The organism is Nonomuraea sp. CA-143628 (assembly GCF_050942315.1).
Lineage (GTDB): Bacteria > Actinomycetota > Actinomycetes > Streptosporangiales > Streptosporangiaceae > Nonomuraea.
This window is the reverse complement of record NZ_CP192072.1, coordinates 1683400-1704868: the sequence shown is the minus strand read 5'-3', so window position 1 is coordinate 1704868 and position 21469 is coordinate 1683400. Positions and strand designations below refer to the sequence as shown.

Sequence of the window (21469 nt, the reverse complement as noted above, 5' to 3'; positions counted from 1 at the left end):
ACAGCTACAGGACCTCGTCCGGATGCGGGACCTTGTCCGACTCCAGGACCTCGCCCGGATGCGGGACCTTGTAGCCCGGGACGGATGGCCAGCGGACCGTCAGCACCACCGACTCCTCCTCCGCGTGCCAGGAGTGGTCCACGCCCTTGCCCCAGACCACGTAGTCACCCCGTTCGGCGAGCAGGACGCTCCTGCCCGGTAGTTCGACGCGGAAGCGACCCGAGATGAGGATGAGCAGCGCCGTACGCTCCTCGCCCCGCACCCACTCGGCGCGTTCGTCACCCGGAGAGTGGGTGCCCCATTTGATCTCCACCGCGTCGCTGTTTCTCGGGTCGCCATAGGGTTTGAAATGGCCCAGGAGCCAGCCATGGTCCATCGCGGCGTCGACATTCGCGTTGCCCACGTACACGAGATCACTCACGGCGCAGGACGCTAGCAGGGAAATGGCTTACTAATTGGCGTCGATTGATTACTCTGGGTGACATGTCTGAGGTGCGATCGGCAGCCCCAAGGGGCGATCTCTTTGGTCAGCGCATCCGCGAGCAGTGGGCCGGACGGCTCGGCAGGCGGCTCGACGTGCTCGTCGCCGGATGCGCGCACGACGAGCCACTGGTCCTGGACCGGATCGACACCAGGGCCACTGGCGTCGACGAGGACCTGCCACCGATCAGGAGAGTGGTCGGCGAGCGAGCCGATCTCGCCATGTGGTCACTGGGCGACCTGCGGTGCGTCCCGCTGCCCCCGAGGTCGGTGGACGTGATCCAGCTGTCGTTCCTGCTGGAGCGGATCCAGCACGCCGAGCTGGTCTTCGACCGGCTGCTGCAGGCGCTGCGCCCCGGCGGGCTCATCCTACTGCGCATGCGCGACCGGAAATCCGCCTACGGCCTGCTCGACCGGATCACCCCGTGGTGGCTGCGGCGGCTGATCTGGCCGCACCTGGTGTCAGCCGGCACACCGGGCCCGCTACCGGCCGTCTATGGGCCGGTGACCTCGCGCGACGGGATCCACACCTTCTGCCTCACGCGCGGGCTCATGATCACCGACGACCACACGGCGACCAGCGGTCCGGCCATGGGGCGTGTCGGGCGGGTGGCCGTCCGGATGACGGCCAAGCTGACTCGCGACCGGTTTCCGGCGACGCATGATGAGATCGCCATGGTGATCAAGAAGCCGCAGAATCACTTCGCTCGGCTCATTTAGGGTGTGGTTCGTCACGACCGCCTCGGACACCGTGACGGTCCGTGGTGGCTGACGTCCTTAGGAGGGATATCCCCTCCGGAGGGCGAGAAGGAAGACCGCCCGTCGTGGCCAAGGTCCTTGGGGTGGGACACCCTCCCGGGCGCGAGAAGGAACACGGTCCGTCGCGGCCGAGGTCCTTGAGGACGGACGCTCCCTACAGAGGCGAGGAGGAAGACGGCCCGTCGTGGCCGAGGTCCCCATAGAGGACTCCTCCGGGGAGCGGAAGAACCCCCCGGAATGTCTGGTGAAGGTTCGAGGACGCCGCACTAGCGACACACTTGTACCAAAGGCTAGACTCCTTTCCTACCAAGTCAATCGGAATAGTTGGGATGGCAGACCGTGGAGTGGACCCCAGGGGCGTACGAGCTGGCCGACCTGGAGCTGCTGCTCTCCGGCGCGTTCCAGCCGCTGAGCGGGTTCCTCGGGCACGACGACCTGCACACGGTGCACGAGCGCGGCACCCTCGCCGACGGCACCCCGTGGCCGGCGCCCGTCACGATCCACCTTCCAGAAGCGGCCACCCCCGGCACAGAGGTCACGCTGCTCGATCCCGAGGGCGTGCCGCTGGCCGTGCTCACCGTCGCCGAGCGCGAGCCCGACGGCCTGGTCTCCGGCCCGGTCAAGGGCCTGGGCGCCCCGGAGCACGGGCCGTTCGCCCGGCTTCGCCGTACTCCGGCGCAGATACGCGAAGAGCTCGACGGGCGCGCGGCGCTCGCCGTCACCATGCGGGGACCGCTCGACGATCTCACCGAGATCGTCGCCACCGCCAAGGAGCTCGACGCGGTGATCGTGCTGTTCCCCCTCTCGTACGGCGAGACGGGCCCGGCCGTCGTACGCGCCGCGCTGCGCGCCAAGGAGCAGCTGCCCGAGGGCACCCTGGTGGTCTCGGTGCCGCTGGCGCCGCGCGCGGAGCCCGAGATCGACCTGGAGCTGCGCGAGCACGTCGCCACCGCCTACGGCGCGACCGAGCACCTGGCGGGCCCCGAGCCGGTGCGCATCCCCGGGCCGCCGCACCGGCGCGGGCTCGTGGTCTTCTTCACCGGCCTGTCCGGCTCCGGCAAGTCCACGATCGCCCGCGGCCTGCGCGACTCGCTGCTCGAACTGGGCAGCCGCCCGGTCACCTACCTCGACGGCGACGTGGTACGCCACCTGCTGTCCAAGGGCCTGACGTTCTCCAAGGACGACCGCGACCTCAACATCCGGCGCATCGGCTTCGTCGCCGCCGAGGCCGCGCGCCACGGCGGGCTGGCGATCTGCGCCCCCATCGCCCCTTATGCGGCCACCCGCGAGGAGGTGCGCGAGATGGTCGAGTCGGTCGGGGCCGACTTCCTGCTCGTGCACGTGGCCACCCCGCTGGAGGAGTGTGAGCGCCGCGACCGCAAGGGCCTGTACGCCAAGGCCCGCGCCGGGCTCATCCCCGAGTTCACCGGTATCTCCGACCCCTACGAGGAGCCGGACGACGCCGATCTGATCATCGACACGACGCACATCTCTATCGAGGCGGCCGTCACCCAGGTGCTGGGGGCGCTGCGGAGCGGAGGCTGGGTTCGTTGATCGACTTCCCCCTGATCGCCGGGTCCTTTCTGGTCGCGATCGTCGTCGGGCTCACCGGCATGGGCGGCGGCGCGCTCATGACGCCGATGATGATGCTGTTCTTCAACGTTCCGCCGCTGGCCGCGGTCTCCAGCGACCTGGTCGCCTCCGCCGTGATGAAACCCGTCGGCAGCGCCGTACACCTGCGCAGAGGCACGGTCAACCTGCGCCTGGTCGGCTGGCTCTGCGTGGGGTCCGTGCCGGCGGCGTTCTGCGGGGTGTTCATCGCGCGCGCGTTCGCGGTCGACAACGCGGTGAAGTACGCGCTCGGCGTGGCGCTGCTGCTCGCCGTCGCGGGCTTGGTCGCCAAGACGTGGCTGGCCGGGAAGGGCGGTACGTCGAGCGCCCACGACATTGTCGTGCGCCCAATCCCGACCGTACTGGTCGGTACGGTAGGCGGACTCGTCGTCGGCATCTCCTCGGTCGGCTCGGGCTCCCTGATCATCGTGGCCCTGCTCGCCCTCTATCCGGCGCTCAAGGCCAACCAGCTCGTCGGCACCGATCTGGTGCAGGCGGTGCCGCTCGTCGCCTCGGCCGCGCTCGGCCACCTGCTCTTCGGCGACTTCCAGCTCACCCTGACGGTCTCGCTGCTCATCGGCTCGATCCCGGGCGTCTACCTCGGCGCCCGGATCTCCTCCAGGGCGCCGGGCGGCCTCATCAGGGCGCTGCTCGGGATCGTTCTGCTCGCCTCCGCGCTCAAGCTGCTCGACGTGAACAACACGGTGACGGTGTGGGCGCTGGCGGCCGCCGCGGTGGCGACCGTCGCGGGCTGGCGCTGGCGGGTCAGGGCCGCGGCACGGGCGTCGAGTGAAAGTAGGGATCTCGCGCGAGCTCGCTGAACGCCCGCCCGGCGGCGGGATCGGAGTCGAAGCTCGTGTCGCCGCGCGGCGCGTGCGGCGAGTCGAAGTAGATCAGCGCCTTGATCTGCGGATAGCGCTGAATCTGCGTACGCACCGACTCGAAGAACGAGCGCTTGGCCGTACGGTCGTCGGCCCGCTCGAACACGCCCCATTCCGCGACCATGACCGGCTTGCCGGGAAAGCGCCACTGCATCCACCGGTAGAACCCCGGCCACTGGTCGAAGTCGGGCCGGGTCTTGTTGACCAGCCCGTCGAAGTCGCGGACCCGGCTGTCGGCATAGGGGTCGAGGGCCACCCAGTCGACCACGTCGTCACCCGGATAGAGCTGCTCGAACCAGGGCTTGGCCGCCCAATTGGGTGCGCCCATGTAGGTCATGACCGTGACCGCGTTCTTGACGCCCTCGTCGCGCAGCCTGAGCACGACATGGCGGTACATGGCCGCGTAGTCGGTGGCCTGCATGCCCGAGCCGGGGGCGGCGTCGACGTCGTTCTCCGGCTCGTGGTGGAGGGTGAGGAAGAACCTCTCGGGAAAGGTGCGCCTGATGTAGTCGGCCAGCCGGTCGATCCTGCGGTCGATGGCGCCGCGGGCGATCTGCGCCCAGGTGTAGTCGAGCGACGGCTTCCAGTTGATCAGCAGCAGCCTGGGCCGGACCGGGTCACGGGCCAGCGCGACCTCCTCGCTGGTGGGGAACTCCTCCTTGCCCCGGTGATAGACGTGCAGCACGTCGGCGGTGCCACCGATGCGGGATTCGGCGCCATGGAGCGACCTTTCGATGCCCGCGCCGGTGAAGACCTCCGGGGCGATCCCCCACCAAGCACCACAAGATGGGATGAGTCGGGCGGTGACCGCGCAGGCCGGCGAGGTCTCCGCATTCGGCCTGCCGCTCGGCTGGGCGACCTGCGCCGGACTCCCCGCGCCCTGCGCACCTGAGCAGCCCGCGAGCACGGCGACGACCAACAGCGCCACACCTTTGACGCTGATATTTACCGCTTTATGAGAAATTCTCCACCGGTTCAAGGCCGTTCAACCCCCTCAACCAAGGACCCCCGTCCTATCAAACCTGAACCATGCCATGCCATTCCCAGAACTTCAGCCGGAGCGGGTGTATCGCCAGCTCAGCAACCATCCGGCCAGCCCTCAATTTCGCATTATTTCGGGCTATCGGGGGGTGAATTGCTGGCCGTACCAGAGAAAATCTTCTGGATTCAGCCTGGGTAATATCTGTCCGGCCTATAGTGGGCGGACGCCGCGACTTGTGACGCACAGTCGCCGATCGGCGACACCGCGCACACACTCGAAGGAGATCCGCTCCAATGAGCCTGTCGCCGGACTTTCCGGGCCGCCGCCACACCACCGACCTGGTGGACCACCTGTCGCTGGTGCGCAGGCGATGGCTGCTGTTCCTGGGGTTCCTGCTGGCCGGCGGCACGGCGGGGCTGGCGCTGCTGCGGTTCACCCCGGCCGCCTACACCGCGACCACCCAGGTCCTGGTCGCGCCCGTTGGCGTCCAGGACCAGAACAACCAGGTGACCAACCGGCAGCGCGAGCCGCTCAATCTCGACACCGAGGCGCAGATCGCCCAGTCGTCCGTGGTGGCCGACAAGGCCGCCAAGGACCTCAAAACGGGCACACCCGAGCCCGTCGAGGTCTCGGTGCCGCCCAACTCGGCCGTGCTGTGGATCTCCGTCACCGCCCCCGACCCCGCCGTCGCGGCGGCCCAGTCGCGGGCGTACGCACAGGCATACCTGGCCAACCGCACCGAGAACGCGCAGGCGACGATGACCGCGCAGCAGAAGGCGATGCTGGTCAAGCTCAAGCAGGTCAACACCGCGCTCGACACCGTGATCAAGGAGCTCGCCCTGGCGAGCAAGGGCAGCATCGAGCACACGATCGCCGCGCACCGGCAGAGCGTGCTCAACCGGCAGGCCTACAGCCTCACGCTCAAGTACGACGCGCTGCGGACCGTCGCCATCACTCCCGGGTCGGTCATCAGCCAGGCCACGCCGCCGACCGTGCCGAGCTCGCCCAGCCTGCCGCTCTACCTCGGCACCGGGCTCATGATCGGCCTGCTCCTCGGCACGGCCACCGCCTACGCCCGCGACCGGCTCGACACCCGGTTGCGCACCGCCGCCGACGTCGAGCGGCTGACCGGGCTGCCCGTGCTCGGCGACCTGTCGGACCCGCTGCGCCACGGCGTGCCGCACGACCTGGCCTCGGCCGTGATCGCCGCCTGTCCGGGCAAGCGGCTGCTGGTCAGGGCGATCCCGGCGGAGCTCGGCGCGGCGCCGGTGGTCGGGCCGCTGGCCGTCACCGCCCCGCTGTCGTTGCTGACCGGCTCCGACGTGAGCGACCTGGCGCGGGCCGACGCGGCCCTGCTGCTGGTGGGGCTGCGCCGGGCCACCTCGGCCCAGGTGGCCGCCGCCGTACGCCATCTGGGCAGGCACAACGTACCGATCATCGGTGTCGTGACGACGAGGGACCTGACCCCGAGGCCCGAGCCGATCGACGGCAACCCGCTCGGCAAGCTGGTCGCCAGCGGCGAGCTGGAACCCGGCCAGTCCAGCGAGGCGGCGCCCATGACCTCGCTCCCCCACCCACCGGGCACCTCGGCATGAGAGGTCCGGCGTGGCCGATCGGCGCGCTCCTCATCGGCTATCCCGTCTGGTGGGCGCTCGGCTTCGGCGGGCTGTCGGTGATCGTCCTGGCGGTGCCCATGGCCGTCGTGCTCTGGCGGCGCCGGCCGATCCGGGTGCCGCGCGGGTTCGGGCTGTGGCTGCTGCTCCTGGCCGGTTACACGGTGAGCGCGCTGATGCTGGCCGACATGCCGCCCGACACGTACGGGGCGTTCAACGCCGGGCGGGTCATCGGCTACCTCATCCGGTTCGCGCTCTACGCGGCGCTGTTGATCATGGTGCTCTACCTGGGCAACCTGACAGAGCGGGAGCTGCCGCAGCTCAGGCTCGTACGGATGCTCGGGGTGCTGTTCGTCACGACCGTGGCGGGCGGGCTGCTCGGCGTGTTCTTCCCCCGGCTGGAGTTCACCTCGCCGGTGGAGATGGTGCTGCCGGGGTGGATCAGCGACAACGCCTTCGTCCAGAACCTCATCCACCCGACGGCCGCCCAGACCCAGAAGGTGCTCGGCTACGCCTCGCCGCGCCCCGAGGCACCGTTCGAGTGGGCCAACGCGTGGGGCAGCAACGTGTCGGTGCTGCTCATCTGGTTCGTGGTCGGCTGGTGGGTCTACGGCGGGGGCGCTCGCAAGGCGGTGGCCATCGCGTTGACCGCCGTGGCCGCCATCCCGATCGTCTACTCGCTCAACCGCGGCCTGTGGATCGGCCTCGGGCTGGCCGGGCTCTACCTGGTCATCCGGGTCGGCGGCCGCACCAGGCTGGCTCTGTGCGCTACGGCGGTGGCGGCGACGCTCGCGTTCGCGCTCAGCCCGCTCGCCTCGCTGGTCGGCCAGCGCCTGGACAACCCGCACTCCAACGACATCAGGGCCTTCACCGTGTCGGCGACCATCTCGGCGGCCACGCACTCGCCGATCATCGGCTATGGCAACACCCGCAACGCCATGGGCAACCACCGCACGATCACCACCGGCAAGACCGAGTGGTGCGGCGGCTGCGGCCATCCTCCTCTGGGCAGCGACGGGCAGCTCTGGCTGCTGATCATCACCCAGGGCTTCGTGGGGGCGGCGCTCTATGTGGCGTTCTTCCTGGGCGCGATCCGGCGCCACTGGCCCGACCGCAGCCCGATCGGGCTCGCCGGGGTGCTCGTCATGATCCTCGTGCTGCTCTACATGTTCGTGTACGACGGCCTGGTCACGCCGCTCAGCCTCTATCTCATCTCCTTCGCCCTCCTGTGGCGTAACACCGGGGAGGCCGCGTGAACGACGCGAAACGGCGGCTGCGCTACCTCGACCAGACCGTGCGGGCGCTCTACCCCGGCCCCGGCTCGCCGCGCGCCTACAGCGTGCTGCCGCACCGGCTGCTGCCACGCCGCCTGGCCCCACGGCGCCGATGGCACGGGCTGCTGGGCCGGCCGGTCATGGTGCCGGTCGAGGGCTCGATCGAGACGTACCTGAGCGGCGTTCTCGGCGTCCCCGTCGAGACCGTCCTCCACGTACGGCCGGCCCGCCGGGCCAACCGCAAGCCGATCCTGGAGGCGTACGGCGAGGGCTCCCGCCTGGCCTTCGTGAAGATCGGCGACACCCCGCGCGCCCGCGAGCTGGTCGACGGCGAGGCCGCCACGCTCAAGAAACTGAGCGGTCTGGCGCTCAAGACGGTCGTCGCGCCGACCGTGCTGCGCCACGAGCGCTGGGGCGAGTACTCCGTCCTGGTCCTCGCACCGCTGCCGATCAGGCGCGGCCGGATCCCCGCCGCCCTGATCACCGAGGCCGTCAAGGAGATCGCGAGCACCGGTGGCTCCGAGGGAGCGGCCTGGCACGGCGACCTGTCGCCCTGGAACATCGCCCCTTCCGATGACGGGCGGCTGCTCGTCTGGGACTGGGAGCGCTACGCGGTCGGCGTGCCCTACGGGTTCGACGCCGTTCACTACTTCTTCCAGCGCGCGCTGCGGCGGATGGACCCGGCCACGGCGGCGCGGGCCTGCCTGGCGCAGGCCGTACCCGTGCTCGCCCCGCTCGGGCTGTCGGCGGCGGAGGCCAGGCGGACGGCCCTGCACTACCTCATCGCGCTGGCCGACCGGCACGCCGCCGACGGCCACGAACCCCTCGGGCCACCGGACACATGGCTCAACCCCCTCGTCGACCACCAGGAGCCGCTGACGTGAACACGATGAAGCAGTCGGTCCTGTCCGTCTCCCGGACCACCGGGCGGTTCACGTCGAGCGTACGGATGCTGCCGTCGTTCCTGATCGCCGGAGCGCAGCGGTGCGGCACCACGTCGCTCTACCGGGCTCTGGCGCGGCACCCGCTGCTGCTCAAACCGGTGCTGCACAAGGGCGTCCACTACTTCGACACCGACTACGGGCAGGGTCTGTCCTGGTACCAAGGGCACTTTCCGCTCCGGGTGGCCGCCGCGCGGCTCGCTCGCCGCCACGGCACGCAACCGCAGGCGTTCGAGTCGTCGCCCTACTACCTGTTCCATCCGCTGGCCGGGGAGCGCATCGCGGCCGACCTGCCCGGGGTCAGGCTCATCGTGCTGGTGCGCGACCCGGTCGAGCGGGCGTGCTCCGCGCACGCCCACGAGCTGGCCAGGGGCTACGAGACCGAGCCCGACTTCGAGCGGGCCCTGGAGCTGGAGGAGCGGCGGCTGGCGGGCGCCGAGCAGGCCATCCACGAGCGGCCCCACACCGTCCACCACGCGCACCGCCACCACGCCTACCTGGCGCGCGGGCGCTACGCGGAGCAACTCGACCGGCTGGAGCCGCTGTTCGGCCGCGAACGCGTCCTGGTGCTCGACAGCCACCGCTTCTTCGCCGAGCCGGAACGCACCTACGACCGGGTCCTGGACTTCCTCGGCCTGCCCCACCTGGGCTACCCGGTCTTCGAACGCCACAACGGGCGGCCGCTGCCCCGCCCTCTGTCCGGCTCGGTCAGGCAGAGGCTCAGGGACCACTTCGAGGCGTACGACACGCCGCTGGCCCGCTGGCTGGGCGGTGAGCCGTCGTGGCGTCGCTGACCACGGGGCCGCTCGGCCAGGTGGCCAGGGGCGGCATCGCGGGCATCGCCGGGGCCGTCATCAGCGCGGGGGCCCAGTTCCTGCTGGTCGTGGTGGTCACCAGGGCGTTCAGCGCGCACCAGGCGGGCACCTTCTTCACCGCCACCGCCCTGGCGCTCATGGTGGCCGGGGTGGCCAAGCTCGACGCGGGCAACGGCCTCATCTATTTCATCGCCCGCGCCAAGACCTACGACTACCACGGCATTTCCGGATATATCCGGGCAGCTCTGGTTCCGGCGGTCCTGCTCGCCACCGCCTGCGGAGCGGTCCTCTACCCGCGGCTCGGCCTGCTGGCGGCGGCCCTGCCCGTGATGGTCGCCGCCGACCTCCTGCTCGCCGCCACCCGGGGCTTCGGCGCCATGCGGCCCACCGTGCTGCTCGACGGGATGGCGTTGCCGACGCTCCAGTTCCTGCTCGTCGCCGCGGCGGCCGTCGCCGACAGGCCGCAGTGGCTGCCGTTTCTCTGGGCGCTGCCGTACGTGCCGGTGGCGCTGCTCGCCGCGATGCAGTTGCGCGAACGGCTGCCGCGTACACCGTACCTGCCGGGCACCGCCCGCGACCTGTGGCTTTACACGGCGCCGCGCTCGGTCGCGGGTGCCATCCAGGCGGTGTTCCAGCGGCTCGACATCGTGGTCGTCGCACTGCTCGGCGGCCCGGTCCAGGCGGCCGTCTACACCGCCGCCACCCGGTTCAAGGTCGTCGGCCAGCTCGCCAACCAGGGGCTAGCGCAGGCCGTGCAGCCGCGCCTGGTCAGGGCGCTGGCCGACGGCGAGATGGGGCGGGCGCGGGAGCTGTACCAGGCGGCGACGATCTGGCTGGTGCTGCTCACCTGGCCGATCTGGCTCGGGTACGCCGCGCTGGCGCCGTGGCTGCTGCGCCTGTTCGGGCCGGGTTACGGCACCGCCGTGCCGGTGGCACTGGTGCTGGCCGGCACGATGATGCTGGCGACCGCGTGCGGCATGGTCGACGTCGTACTGACCGCCGCCGGGCACACCACGGCCAGCCTGCTCAACCTGGTGGCGGCCATCGCCTGCACGGTCGCGCTGGACGTGGCGCTCATCCCGGCCCACGGCGCGTTCGGCGCGGTGCTCGGCTGGGCGGGCGGGATGATCGCCAAGAACCTGCTCCCACTCTGGCAGCTGCACCACCGCTACGGCCTGCACCCCTTCGGCCGCCACAGCCTCCCCGCACTCCGCTTCCGCTCCTGGACCACAGCGTGACCGGCCGCACCTCGCGCTTCGCGCTTCCCGCGTTCCTGGGCCGCGGCATGAGCGGCCCCGACCTGCACTCCTTGGTGGCGGCATGAGCGGGCCCATCCTGGTGACGGGCCTGCCCAGGAGCGGCACGAGCTGGACGGGCAAGATGCTGGCGGCCGGGGGCGACCTCGTCTATGTCAACGAGCCGCTCAACCCCCAGCACCCGCCCGGCCGCTGTCCCGGCGTCCTGCGGGCCCAGGTCACCCACCGCTTCCAGTACATCTGCGACGACAACACCGCCGACTGGCTGCCCGCCTTCCGGGACACGGTCGCGCTTCGCTACCGCTACCTGGCCGAACTGCGTACCAACCGCTCGCCGTACGATCTGGCCCGCATGACCCGGTATGGCACGGCCTTCACGCTCGGCCGCCTGCTGGGACGGCGGGCCCTGCTCGACGACCCGTTCGCGGTGCTCTCGGCAGGCTGGTTCGCCAAGCGGCTGGGCTGCAAGGTGATCGCGCTGACCCGGGACCCGGTGGCCTTCGTGGCCAGCTGGCAGCGCCTGGGCTGGACCGTCTACTTCCACGAGCTCCTCGAACAACCCCTGCTCGTCCGCGACCACCCCGAACTCCTGGCCCTCCGCGCCCTGGTCGGCTCCCAGGACCGCATCGCCAAGGCGGCGGCGCTGTGGCGGGTCACGCAGGCGATCCTCGCCCGCACCCCCGGCATCCTGCTGACCTCCTACGACGAGCTGGCCTCCGCACCGGTCCCGGGCTTCCGGCAGCTGTACGAGTACGCGGGCCTCGCCTGGTCGCCCACGGCTGAGCGCCGCATCACCCGAGCATGCACGGCCCCCATCGGCGCGGGAAGCGCTTTCGCCTGGTCAGGCCTGTCCCGCACGGCCTTCCGGCCCATGAACTCACGCCGCGCCCTCGAAACGGCCACCCTCGGCCTGACACGGGCGGAAGCGACCCGCGTACGGGAGCTCACCTCCGCCGGATGAGCCACCGGCCAGTTCGCCGCACCGGAACCCGCCGGATGAGCACGCTGGCCGGCTCGTCGCGCCGGAGCCGTGGCGCGTCGCCGACCAGCACCACCTCGGTCCATCCGAAGCCGACGGCGTCCGCTCCGCCGGCCAGCCACCGCTCCTGCCCCCGGGCCGGTCCGGACGGGTCTGGACCCGCCCGGACGGGTCTGCGCGAGTCTGGACGGATCTGCGCGCGTCTGGACGCGTCCCTGAGGAAGCGCGACCGTCGGCAGCCGGTCTATTCGCGTGCGCTCCCCGCCGAGGCCCGTGCTCTCAGGCAATCGCCCAGCAACCGGGCCGCGAACGGCAGGTCGTCGACCAGGTAGCGCCTGGCCAGCCGACCGGGCTCGCTCACCAGCCGGAACGCCCACTCCATCCCCGCGCCCCGCATCCACTCGGGCGCCCTGGGCACCGTGCCGGCGGCGAACGCGATCGCCGACCCGCACCCCACGAACCACGCCCCCGGCAGATCCTTGCTCAGCCGCGCGATCAGCCGGTCCTGCCGCGGAAACCCGAGCCCGACGAACACCATCTTCGGCTCCGCCCCCACGACCTTCCGCCGCACCCGCTCACGCTCACCGGCACCGCTCTCGAACCGGTAGGGCGGCGCGTCCACGCCGCAGACCTGAAGCGTGGGATAGCAGGCGGTGAGCTCATGAGCGGCGGACGCGGCCACCCCCGGCGGCCCGCCCAGGAGATAGACGGGCCACCCTCGGCGAGCGGCCAGCTTGCTCAACGACCAGATCAGGTCGGCCCCGGTGACCCGCTCGGGTATCGGCGTACCGAGCAGCCGCGACGCCCACACCAGCGGCATCCCGTCGGCCACGACGAGGTCCGCGGAGTTGACGAGGTGACGGAGTTTGACGTCCTTCGCGACGGCGCGGCAGATGTCGACGTTCGGCGTCACGATCCGCCCGCCCCTCCCCGCGCCCAGCTCACCATCGACGTGCTCGACGACCTGGCGCTCGGTCAGCGGATCGACGGCAACACCCCCGACCAGCACCCGCACCGGCCTCGCCTGCTCGCCAACCATCCCCGGCCCCTCTCCCCGCGTCCCCATGAACCCCACCCGTGTCAAACCCCGGTATCCGGCCCCCGTGTGACAGGGCCGACATCGGGACTCCCTGCACCGCGCCCCGCGCCGCGGCTCCCCGCACCAAGCCCCACATCGCGGCTCCCCGCACCGAGCCCCACATCGCGATCCCCTGCACCGAACCCCACATCGGGGCTCCCTACGCCAAGCCCCGCGCCGAGACTCCATGTGACGAGCCCTGCCCCGAGACTCCCCGCGCCGAGCCCCACATCGGGGCTCCCTGCATCAAGCCTTGCGCCGGGGCTCCCTGTGACGACACCCGCCGTGGCCACGCCCGCCGAGAACACATCCCCTGAGAGGACGCCCGCCGAGACCCGGGCCGCCGTGACGACGCCCGCTGCAACGACGCCCGCCGTGACCGCCCTTGCCGTAACGACGCCCGAGGCGACCACGCCTGCGGCGACCACATCCGCCGTGACGGCGCTCAAATGCCGTGCCCCCGATCGTGGAGCAGGGCGAGCACCGCCGGCGCGGAGATCAGTCCGGCGGCGACGGCGAGGGCGATCGGGGCGCGTGGTTCGCCGATGCGCTCGGCGAACGTGCGCAGGGCCCAGCGACCGGCCTCACGACGCCGCCCCAGCGCGGCGTGGTGGAAGGCGAGCTGGCCGTAGACCCGCGCCGCGCCGCGCGGATCCACGGCCAGTTCGGGGTGTCGGGCGAGCATCCACTCCAGCCCGGCGATGCGGTCGGCCCAGCAGGCGACATAGTGGGAATTGCCCCAACGGATACGTACAAGTGGGCGATCGACGTTCGCGATCGGATGCCGCTTGGCCGCGCGCAGGGCCAGGTCCCAGTCCTCGTTCTGGCCGGCCGGGGCGCTCTCGTCCACCCACAGGGCGCCACGCTTGAACAGGAACGTCGACGAGTGCACCATCACCATGCGCGAACGCACCAGGTCGGCCGCCGTGACCGTGTCGCTGCCCGCCAGCCTCGGCACCCGGCGTACGCCGTACTCGACCTCGATGCCGCAACTGACGAACTCGGCGCCATCCTCGATCGCCTGCTGTTGCGCGGCGAGCTTGCCCGGCAACCACACGTCGTCGTCGTCGCAGAAGGCGATCAGATCGGTGTCGCACGCGGAGATGCCGGTGTTGCGCGCGCCCGGCAGCCCGGCGCTGAGGGCGTTGGGCAGGACGAGCACGCGGTGGCGGGCGTTCGTGGCGGAGCCCGGCGTCACCACATCGGCCACCTGCTCGGCGACTGCGATGGGATCGCCACCGTCGACGACGATGACCAGCGAGATCCGGCCGGGGTAGTCCTGGGTCAGGACGGCTCGGGCGGCCGCCCGCAGCTGTTCGGGCCGGTCACCCCGAGTGGGAATCACCACGCCGACGGACGCACTCATGCGACCCCCACTTCGAGAGGTACGGCCCACGCCACGGCGTCGGCAACCGATTCACGAGGCCCGGCCACACGACGCTCGGCCGCACAAGACCCGCCTACCTGAGGCCGAGCCGCGCGGGACCCCACTGCCTGAGACCCGACCGCACGGGACCCAACCGGACAAGACCCAACCGCACGGGACCCGACCACCCAAGGCCCGACCACCCAAGGCCCGACCGGACGAGACCCATCCGCGCAGAACCCGTCCGTACAAGGCCCGATGACCCAAGGGCCGCACGCACGAGACCCGCTCATGCCGCCGCCTCCCCATAGCCGTACCGCGACCTGAGCGGCCAGGTCAGGGCCGTGACCAGGTGCCGGTGGTGGCGCGGGAGGCCGGAGTGCCACGCGTCGTCCCGTCGCAGTTCGATCGGGCCGACGGTGAAGCGCATGGGGTTGCCCGAGGCGGTGTGGGCGGTGGTCAGCTGGGCGGTCGTGCCGGTCAGGAACGGCAGCGCCGTGCCCAGGCCCAGGGTGTCGGCCAATGTCGCCAGAGCGGCCGCTGGGTCGGCCAGGAGGTCCTCGTAGCGCAGCCTCGTCACCGGGACCCCGCGGGCGGCGAGAAGGTCCAGGGCGAGGTTCTGGGCCGTCCAGTGGGCGGCGGTGCGGGCGGGGCCCCAGCGGGTCATCGGGCGGCCGTCCTCGGGTCGTTCGACGGTCTTGCGCCAGGAGTGGGCGACGGCCCGCGGGTCTCTGACCACGTGGACCACATGCACGTCCACTCCGGCCGCCGCCAGGCAGAAGGCCAGGGAGGCGTGTTTGCCGGAGTCGATCACGACCGTCGCGCCGGCGGTCTTGGCCGCGGCGTCGTAGAGGCGCTGGTAGGTGCCGGCGTACTCGGCCAGCTCCGGGTGGGCGATGCGGGGGATCCTGTGGGTGCGGTCGACGCGGTGCCGCAGGGTGAGGACGCGTTCGGCCAGGGCCTGCGTCCATCCGCCGAACGCGGTCTCGCCGACCTCGCGCCAGAACGGGCAGGCCGGGAAGGGCTCGCCACAGCCGCATGGCTCGCCGGCCAGCACGCCTCGGGCCCAGAGGTGTACGACCTCGCCGAGGGGTGCCACGCCGGGGATCTCGCCGAGCAGTCTCTCGAGCAGCGTGGTGCCGCTACGGCCGAGGCCGCCCAGGTAAACCACCCGATAGGCGGTCGAACGGTGCGTCACGGGGGAATGGCCTTCACGTCATGGATACGGAACGTGGAGAGGCTAGCGCGGAGAGTAATCATCCCATCCGCGAAACGACAAAGGATCTACCTAAGGCCCCCAGCCACAGGCGCGCCCAGCCCGGCGGACATCCGCGTCAGCCCCTCAGCCACAGGCGCGCGGATGCGGGCGCCAGGCCCACCAGACGCCTGGGCCAAACCCCTCAGCCACGGGCGCGCGCAGATGCGGGGGCCCAGCCCACCGGACGCCTGTGCCAAACCCTTAGCCGCAGGCGCGCCGACGCGGACGTCCAGCCCGCTGGAACGCGGGCGCCAACTCCTCAGCGACGAGTACGCCGACGCGGGCGCCCAGCCCGCTGGACGCCCGCCATGAATCAGTCGGCTACCGCAGGTCCATGATCATGCCGGCCCCGACGGTCGCGTTCGTGGACTCGTCCACCAGGATGAACCCACCGGTCAGCCGGTTACGCGAGTAGTCGTCCACGAACAACGGCTGGGTGATCCGCAACGACACCCGGCCGATCTCGTTGAGCGACAGCGAGGTGGCCGTCTCGTCGCGGTGCAGCGTGTTGACGTCGAGCCGATAGTGCAGGTCACGGACGAGCGCCCGAGCGGTCCGCGTCGTGTGCTTGATCACGAGCTTGGAGCGCGGCGCCAGCTTGGCGCTGTCGGCCATCCAGCAGATCATGGCGTCGATCTCCTGCGCCACCTGCGGCTGGTTGTTGGGCCGGGCGATCATGTCGCCGCGTGAGATGTCGATGTCGTCCTCGAAGCGGAGCGTCACCGACATGGGCGGGAACGCCTCTTCCACCGGCCCGTCGAAGGTGTCGATCGAGGCGATCCGGGTGGCCAGGCCCGAGGGGAGGTGGACGACCTCGTCGCCGGGCTTGAGCACGCCGCCCGCCACCTGTCCCGCGTAGCCGCGGTAGTCGTGGAAGGCGTGATCGGTGGCCCGCTGCGGGCGGATCACGTATTGGACGGGGAAGCGCACGTCGACCAGGTTGCGGTCGGAGGCGATGTGGACGTTCTCCAGGTGGTGCAGCAGGGACGAGCCGTGGTACCAGGGCATGTTCTCGGAGCGCGAGACCACGTTGTCGCCATTGAGCGCCGAGATCGGGATGAAGGTCAGGTCGGCCACGTTGAGCTTCGAGGCGAAGGCCGTGAACTCCTCGCGGATCTCCTCGAAGCGCTCCTCGGAGTAGTCGACCAGGTCCATCTTGTTGACGGCCAGGACCAGGTGGGGCACCCGCAGTAGGGTGGTCAGGAAGGCGTGCCGCCTCGACTGCTCAAGGACGCCCTTGCGCGCGTCGATGAGGATGATCGCCAGGTCGGCGGTGGAGGCGCCGGTGACCATGTTGCGGGTGTACTGGATGTGGCCGGGCGTGTCGGCGATGATGAACTTGCGGCGCGGCGTCGCGAAGTAGCGGTAGGCCACGTCGATCGTGATGCCCTGCTCCCGCTCGGCCCGCAGGCCGTCGGTGAGCAGCGACAGGTCGGTGTATTCGGTGCCGCGGTCGCGCGAGGTGCGCTCGACCGCCTCCAGCTGGTCCTCGAAGATCGCCTTGGAGTCGAAGAGCAGGCGGCCGATCAGGGTGGACTTGCCGTCGTCGACACTTCCCGCGGTCGCGAAACGCAGAATGTCCATGGGTTTAGAAGTAGCCTTCCCGCTTGCGATCCTCCATGGCGGCCTCCGAGGCGCGGTCGTCGGCCCTGGTGGCCCCGCGCTCGGTGATCCGGGTGACCGCGATCTCCTCGATGATCTCCTCCACGGTGGCGGCCGTGGACTGCACGGCCCCGGTGCAGGTCATGTCGCCCACCGTGCGATAGCGCACCACCGCCTCGAACAGCGGCTCGTCATCGCCCCGCTTGACGACTTCGGAGTCGGGCAGCAGCATGCCGTCGCGCTCGAAGACCTTGCGGGTGTGGGAGAAGTAGATGGACGGGATCTCGATGCCCTCGCGCCGGATGTAGTCCCAGATGTCGAGTTCGGTCCAGTTGGACAGCGGGAAGACCCGGATGTGCTCGCCCTTGCGGATCCGCGCGTTGTAGAGGTTCCACAGCTCGGGGCGCTGGTTCTTGGGGTCCCACTGGCCGAAGTCGTCGCGGAAGGAGAAGACCCGCTCCTTGGCGCGGGCCTTCTCTTCGTCACGCCGGGCACCGCCGAAGACGGCGTCGAACTCCTGGTCCTCGATCGCGTCGAGCAGCGTGGTGGTCTGCAGGCGGTTGCGCGAGGCGCGGCGGCCCGTCTCCTCGACCACGCGCCCGGCGTCGATCGAATCCTGCACGCTGGCCACGACCAGGCGGGCGCCCAGCTCCTCGGAACGGCGGTCACGGAACTCGATGACCTCGTCGAAGTTGTGGCCGGTGTCGACGTGCATCAGCGGGAACGGGATCGGTGCCGGCCAGAACGCCTTCTCGGCGATCCGCAGCATGACGATGGAGTCCTTGCCGCCCGAGAAGAGCAGACAGGGGCGCTCGAACTCCGCCGCCACTTCACGCATGATGTGAATGGCCTCGGCTTCGAGTACGTCGAGCTGCGACGTCGTGTAGTCGCGCTGGAGCATAGGGGCTTCCTCCGGCCTTCAGCGATGCAGGTCCCGAATCCCGGCGAGCAGGGCAGACGCCAAGTCAGGTAGGGAAACAAGGATATCCGGTAGTGAGGGGTCGGCTTGGTTGTAGGTCAGCGGCGAGCCGTCGATGCGGCTGGCGTGGGCCCCGGCCGCCTGCGCGACGGCGACGGGCGCGGCCGAATCCCACTCGTACTGGCCGCCGGCGTGCACGTACGCCTCGACCTCTCCGGTGAGTACGGCGGAGATCTTCGCCCCGGCCGACCCGATCGGCACGAGGTCGGCGCCGACCAGATAGGCCAGCTTCTGCACGAACTCGGGCGGCCTGGTGCGGCTGACCGCGATGCGGAAGCGACCCTTGTCGAAGGTGGGCAGCGTGGGCGGCTCGGCGGTGCTGAGGGTGCGGCCCTGGGCGGGCAGCGCCACCGCGCCCGCGCTCAGCGCGCCCCGCTCCCAGAGCGCCACGTGGACGGCCCAGTCGGACCGGCCCTCCTCGGAGAACTCGCGGGTGCCGTCGAGCGGGTCGACGATCCACACCCGTGAGGCGCTCTGCCTGCGTGGGTCGAGGCGTTCCTCGCGGGTGGCCTCCTCGGAGAGCACGCAGTCGCTCGGCCGCAGCCGGGCCAGCGACTCCATCAGGAAGACGTGCGCGCTACGGTCGCCCTCGGCCCGCAAGGCGGACGCGTCGGCGAACCCGGTACGCCTGCGAACCTCCAGCAACCGCTCGCCAGCCTCCGTCGCCAGATCGGCAGCGAGGGCATGGTCGTCCCGAATCGTCATCAATAAGCTCCTTGCCCGCGGGCGACGGCCGACCAGGTTTTCCAAAGAATCTGTAGATCCAACATAAGAGACCAGTTCTCCACGTAACGCAGGTCGAGGCGGACCGATTCCTCCCAGGACAAGTCGGACCTTCCGCTGACCTGCCACAGACCGGTCAGCCCCGGCCGGACCAGCAGCCTCCGGCGGACGTCGTCGCCGTAGCGGGCGACCTCTTCCGGCAGCGGCGGGCGCGGCCCGACCAGCGACATGTGCCCGAGCACGACGTTGATGAGCTGCGGCAGCTCGTCGAGCGAGTGCCGTCGCATCAGCGTGCCGAGCGGCGTCACCCGGGGATCGTTGCGGACCTTGAACAGCACACCGTCACCGTCGCTGACGAGGGTGATCTTCTGCTGCTCCGAACCGCGCCGCATCGTGCGGAACTTCACGATCATGAAGGGCCGGCCGTCCTTGCCGACCCTTATCTGCTTGAACAGCGCCGCCCCGGGACTGGTCACGCGTACGGCCAGCGCCAGCCCGCCCAGCAACGGAGCCAGGCACACCAGCAGCAGGGCGGCCACCACCCGGTCGAAACCGTTCTTGACCAGCTGCCTGACCCCCGCCAGCTCGGGGTGCTCGACGTGCAGCAGCGGCAGCCCGGCGGCCGGCCGGATCATCGTGCGCGGCCCGGCCACGTCCATCAGCGCCGGGGCGACCACCAGGTCGGTGCGAGTGCGCTCGAGCCGCCAGGCCAGCCGCCGCAGCGCCTGGCCGTCCATCTCGGGGCAGGCGAGCACGGCCACGGTGTCGGCGCCGGACTGGTCGACCACGATCGACACGTCGCTGAAGCCGCCCGCGACGGGCACCTCTCCGACCCGCTCACCGGGCGCGTCGTCGGGCAGGCAGGCGGCCACGACCTCCATGCCGTGGTAGGGCTCCCTGCGGAACAGGTGGACCAGCTCGGCGATGGCGGAGGCGTGCCCAACGGCCACCACCTTGCGCATGCACGCGCCCGCCGCCCGGCGCCGGTGGAGCGAGCGGCGCAGGGCGTACCTGCAGAAAAGAGTGAGGAGTGTCACCAGCGGCAGGGCGAGGACCACGTAGCCGCGGGCGATGTCGGTCTTGGTCACGTAGGAGCCGATGGCCGTCGCGGCGGTCAGCGCGACGCCGCACTGCACGACGCGGCGGAACTCCTCGGAGCCGATGCCGAGCATGCGCGGCTCGTAGGCCCGGTTGAAGGTGACCGTGCAGACCCACAGCACCGGCAGGGCCATGCTGACCACGAGGTACGGCGCGGCGTAGGCGGTGAAACCGCCGAACCTGGCGAAGAACGCGAACCCGGACGCCGCCCCCGCGCACAGGAAGTCGCCGAGCATGGTGCGCACACGGTAGGCGCGTATCCAGGGGGGCAGGTGCGGACTGAGTCGCCCGGACCTGGCGTGGCCGGACCGGACAGCGGTCAGCAGCCCATCGCCGTCGCGCACGAAATCCTCCACGTGACCGATGATCAACAGACAGTCACCAGATCGTAGCGCTGAGCGACGCGTGGGAAACCGCGAACGCCTCTATGCGATGGTCAGCGAGGAGGGCCGGAAATGTGCAGATCGGCGCGGTGAAACTCGTTCTGCGTGGTCTCGAGCCCACGCTCCATCAGCGACTCGACCACGTCGGCCGCCCGGTCGACCAGGAAGCCCAGGTCCTTGCGCTCGGCCGTGGCGAAGTCCTTGAGCACGTAGGCGGCTGGGTCCATGCGGCCGGGAGGGCGCCCGATGCCGAAGCGGACCCGCAGGTAGTCGCGGGTGCCGAGCACCTTGGTGATCGACTTCAGCCCGTTGTGGCCGTTGTCGCCGCCGCCGAACTTGGCGCGCAGCGCGCCATAGGGGACGTCGAGCTCGTCGTGGACCACGATCAGCCGGTCGGGGCCGAGCTTGTAGAAGTCGGACAGTGCCTTGAGCGGGCCGCCCGACAGGTTCATGTACGTCAGCGGCTTGGCCAGTACCGCGCGACTGGACTCCAGGACCTCGGCCCGGCTCCGGTGCGCCTTGAACCGCCCGCCGGCCCTGGCGGCCAGCTCGTCGAGCACCATGAAGCCCGCGTTGTGCCTGTTGCCGGCGTATTCGGCGCCCGGGTTGCCGAGCCCGACGATCAACCAGCGGTCCATATGTCTCCCTCAAGCGAAACGGGGCAGCCGGCCGGCTGCCCCGTCGCCGAACAGCGGTGTGTTACTCGCCGGCTTCCTCGGTGACCGTGGCGGTCGCGGCGGCCTCAGCAGCCTCGGCCTCGGCCTCGGTGGGCTCCTCGACCGGCTTGGCGATGACCTGGAGGATGACGGTCTCACCCTCGGCGATCAGCGTGGCGCCCTGGGGCAGCTTGAGGTCGGCCGCGGTGATCACGGTGCCGATCACCAGGCCCTCGACGTCGACCTCGACGCCGGTCGGGATGTGGGTGGCCTCGGCCTCGATCGCGACGGAGACGAGCTGCTGGTCGAGCAGGCCCTCGGAGTTGACGTCGCCGACCGTGGTGACCGGGATCTCGACGGTGACCTTCTCGCCCCGCCTGACCAGGAGCAGGTCGACGTGCTCGACGAAGCCCTTGATCGGGTCGCGCTGAACGCCCTTGGGCAGCGCGAGCTCGTCGACGCCGTCGCCCTTGAGGTGGATCAGCACGTTGGCGGTGCGGAGCGCGAGGAGCACCTCGTGGCCGGGCAGCGTCAGGTGCTTGGGGTCGGTGCCGTGGCCGTAGAGGACCGCGGGCACCTTGTTGTCACGACGGATCTTGCGAGCGGCGCCCTTGCCGAACGTGGTGCGCGGCTCGGCGGCGATACGTACTTCAGACATGACATCTCCTAGGGATGCTTTGCGGGATTTGCGTTCCCCCTCACCCGCCCTAGCGGAAGGCGTTACGAACGCAACCG

At 70.6% G+C, this 21469-nt stretch carries 20 protein-coding genes; 9 read left to right on the top strand and 11 right to left on the bottom strand.

What is annotated here, in order from left to right:
- Positions 1 to 4: 4 nt before the first annotated feature.
- Positions 5 to 421 (bottom strand): signal peptidase I, encoded by a 417-nt coding sequence (locus ACQP2T_RS07960; protein WP_433515545.1) that lies wholly within the window; start codon positions 419 to 421, stop codon positions 5 to 7.
- Positions 422 to 483: 62 nt separating this feature from the next.
- On the opposite strand from ACQP2T_RS07960, the gene ACQP2T_RS07955 reads away from it, so the two are divergent.
- The 3 genes from ACQP2T_RS07955 (at position 484) to ACQP2T_RS07945 (ending at position 3671) form a co-directional block, all read left to right on the top strand.
- Entirely contained in the window at positions 484 to 1200 is a 717-nt protein-coding gene (locus ACQP2T_RS07955) for a class I SAM-dependent methyltransferase (protein ID WP_433515544.1), read from the top strand.
- Between the two features lie 378 nt (positions 1201 to 1578).
- The gene (gene cysC, locus ACQP2T_RS07950) at positions 1579 to 2793 is read left to right on the top strand and encodes an adenylyl-sulfate kinase (protein ID WP_433515543.1); all 1215 of its coding nucleotides are present in this window, start codon (positions 1579 to 1581) and stop codon (positions 2791 to 2793) included.
- On the top strand, positions 2790 to 3671 hold the full coding sequence (locus ACQP2T_RS07945) for a sulfite exporter TauE/SafE family protein (RefSeq protein WP_433515542.1): 882 nt from the start codon (positions 2790 to 2792) through the stop codon (positions 3669 to 3671). Before cysC ends, ACQP2T_RS07945 begins: the two co-directional genes overlap by 4 nt.
- On the opposite strand, the gene ACQP2T_RS07940 is transcribed toward ACQP2T_RS07945, so the two are convergent.
- Positions 3616 to 4659, bottom strand: coding sequence for a glycoside hydrolase family 26 protein (locus ACQP2T_RS07940; RefSeq protein WP_433515541.1), 1044 nt, complete (start codon positions 4657 to 4659; stop codon positions 3616 to 3618). The two genes, ACQP2T_RS07945 and ACQP2T_RS07940, sit on opposite strands and share 56 nt — an antisense overlap.
- A gap of 347 nt (positions 4660 to 5006) precedes the next feature.
- Between ACQP2T_RS07940 and ACQP2T_RS07935 the strand changes: the two genes are divergently transcribed.
- The 6 genes from ACQP2T_RS07935 (at position 5007) to ACQP2T_RS07910 (ending at position 11573) form a co-directional block, all read left to right on the top strand.
- Positions 5007 to 6308 carry a YveK family protein gene (locus ACQP2T_RS07935; protein ID WP_433515540.1) on the top strand — a complete coding sequence of 434 codons (1302 nt, stop codon included), beginning with the start codon at positions 5007 to 5009 and terminating at the stop codon, positions 6306 to 6308.
- Positions 6305 to 7582, top strand: coding sequence for an O-antigen ligase family protein (locus ACQP2T_RS07930; RefSeq protein ID WP_433515539.1), 1278 nt, complete (start codon positions 6305 to 6307; stop codon positions 7580 to 7582). The genes ACQP2T_RS07935 and ACQP2T_RS07930 overlap by 4 nt, the downstream gene beginning before the upstream one ends.
- Positions 7579 to 8484 (top strand): hypothetical protein, encoded by a 906-nt coding sequence (locus tag ACQP2T_RS07925; protein ID WP_433515538.1) that lies wholly within the window; start codon positions 7579 to 7581, stop codon positions 8482 to 8484. The genes ACQP2T_RS07930 and ACQP2T_RS07925 overlap by 4 nt, the downstream gene beginning before the upstream one ends.
- Positions 8485 to 8489: 5 nt before the next feature.
- Positions 8490 to 9335, top strand: coding sequence for a sulfotransferase domain-containing protein (locus tag ACQP2T_RS07920; RefSeq protein ID WP_433519731.1), 846 nt, complete (start codon positions 8490 to 8492; stop codon positions 9333 to 9335).
- A complete protein-coding gene (locus ACQP2T_RS07915) occupies positions 9323 to 10594 on the top strand; it encodes a lipopolysaccharide biosynthesis protein (protein ID WP_433515537.1) in 1272 nt (423 codons plus the stop codon). Before ACQP2T_RS07920 ends, ACQP2T_RS07915 begins: the two co-directional genes overlap by 13 nt.
- Before the next feature lie 82 nt (positions 10595 to 10676).
- Entirely contained in the window at positions 10677 to 11573 is an 897-nt protein-coding gene (locus tag ACQP2T_RS07910) for a sulfotransferase (RefSeq protein WP_433515536.1), read from the top strand.
- A gap of 262 nt (positions 11574 to 11835) precedes the next feature.
- Here the strand turns inward: ACQP2T_RS07910 and ACQP2T_RS07905 are convergent, their stop codons facing one another.
- From ACQP2T_RS07905 to ACQP2T_RS07865, 9 genes are all read right to left on the bottom strand, one after another.
- A complete protein-coding gene (locus tag ACQP2T_RS07905; RefSeq protein WP_433515535.1) occupies positions 11836 to 12657 on the bottom strand; it encodes a WecB/TagA/CpsF family glycosyltransferase in 822 nt (273 codons plus the stop codon).
- Positions 12658 to 13114: 457 nt separating this feature from the next.
- On the bottom strand, positions 13115 to 14035 hold the full coding sequence (locus tag ACQP2T_RS07900; RefSeq protein WP_433515534.1) for a glycosyltransferase family 2 protein: 921 nt from the start codon (positions 14033 to 14035) through the stop codon (positions 13115 to 13117).
- A gap of 289 nt (positions 14036 to 14324) precedes the next feature.
- Complete coding sequence (locus tag ACQP2T_RS07895; RefSeq protein WP_433515533.1) at positions 14325 to 15233, bottom strand: sulfotransferase; 909 nt, start codon at positions 15231 to 15233, stop codon at positions 14325 to 14327.
- Between the two features lie 381 nt (positions 15234 to 15614).
- Positions 15615 to 16877, bottom strand: a complete 1263-nt coding sequence (gene cysN / locus ACQP2T_RS07890; RefSeq protein WP_357943927.1) for a sulfate adenylyltransferase subunit CysN — start codon at positions 16875 to 16877, stop codon at positions 15615 to 15617.
- 4 nt (positions 16878 to 16881) lie between these two features.
- Positions 16882 to 17796 (bottom strand): sulfate adenylyltransferase subunit CysD, encoded by a 915-nt coding sequence (gene cysD, locus ACQP2T_RS07885; RefSeq protein WP_357943925.1) that lies wholly within the window; start codon positions 17794 to 17796, stop codon positions 16882 to 16884.
- Between the two features lie 18 nt (positions 17797 to 17814).
- Complete coding sequence (locus tag ACQP2T_RS07880) at positions 17815 to 18579, bottom strand: 3'(2'),5'-bisphosphate nucleotidase CysQ (protein WP_358444411.1); 765 nt, start codon at positions 18577 to 18579, stop codon at positions 17815 to 17817.
- Entirely contained in the window at positions 18579 to 19931 is a 1353-nt protein-coding gene (locus ACQP2T_RS07875) for a sugar transferase (RefSeq protein ID WP_433519730.1), read from the bottom strand. The genes ACQP2T_RS07880 and ACQP2T_RS07875 overlap by 1 nt, the downstream gene beginning before the upstream one ends.
- Positions 19932 to 20131: 200 nt before the next feature.
- Complete coding sequence (pth, locus tag ACQP2T_RS07870; protein ID WP_357943921.1) at positions 20132 to 20716, bottom strand: aminoacyl-tRNA hydrolase; 585 nt, start codon at positions 20714 to 20716, stop codon at positions 20132 to 20134.
- Positions 20717 to 20777: 61 nt separating this feature from the next.
- On the bottom strand, positions 20778 to 21392 hold the full coding sequence (locus ACQP2T_RS07865) for a 50S ribosomal protein L25/general stress protein Ctc (RefSeq protein ID WP_433515532.1): 615 nt from the start codon (positions 21390 to 21392) through the stop codon (positions 20778 to 20780).
- Positions 21393 to 21469: the final 77 nt, after the last annotated feature.

Coding starts and splice junctions, on each gene's coding strand:
- ACQP2T_RS07955 (WP_433515544.1), top strand. CDS start 484: ATGTCTGAGGTGCGATCGGCAGCCCCAAGGGGCGATCTCTTTGGTCAG.
- ACQP2T_RS07935 (WP_433515540.1), top strand. CDS start 5,007: ATGAGCCTGTCGCCGGACTTTCCGGGCCGCCGCCACACCACCGACCTG.
- ACQP2T_RS07930 (WP_433515539.1), top strand. CDS start 6,305: ATGAGAGGTCCGGCGTGGCCGATCGGCGCGCTCCTCATCGGCTATCCC.
- ACQP2T_RS07920 (WP_433519731.1), top strand. CDS start 8,490: ATGAAGCAGTCGGTCCTGTCCGTCTCCCGGACCACCGGGCGGTTCACG.
- ACQP2T_RS07910 (WP_433515536.1), top strand. CDS start 10,677: ATGAGCGGGCCCATCCTGGTGACGGGCCTGCCCAGGAGCGGCACGAGC.
- ACQP2T_RS07905 (WP_433515535.1), bottom strand. CDS start 12,657: ATGGGGACGCGGGGAGAGGGGCCGGGGATGGTTGGCGAGCAGGCGAGG.
- ACQP2T_RS07900 (WP_433515534.1), bottom strand. CDS start 14,035: ATGAGTGCGTCCGTCGGCGTGGTGATTCCCACTCGGGGTGACCGGCCC.
- cysN (WP_357943927.1), bottom strand. CDS start 16,877: ATGGACATTCTGCGTTTCGCGACCGCGGGAAGTGTCGACGACGGCAAG.
- cysD (WP_357943925.1), bottom strand. CDS start 17,796: ATGCTCCAGCGCGACTACACGACGTCGCAGCTCGACGTACTCGAAGCC.
- ACQP2T_RS07880 (WP_358444411.1), bottom strand. CDS start 18,579: ATGACGATTCGGGACGACCATGCCCTCGCTGCCGATCTGGCGACGGAG.
- ACQP2T_RS07875 (WP_433519730.1), bottom strand. CDS start 19,931: ATGCTCGGCGACTTCCTGTGCGCGGGGGCGGCGTCCGGGTTCGCGTTC.
- pth (WP_357943921.1), bottom strand. CDS start 20,716: ATGGACCGCTGGTTGATCGTCGGGCTCGGCAACCCGGGCGCCGAATAC.
- ACQP2T_RS07865 (WP_433515532.1), bottom strand. CDS start 21,392: ATGTCTGAAGTACGTATCGCCGCCGAGCCGCGCACCACGTTCGGCAAG.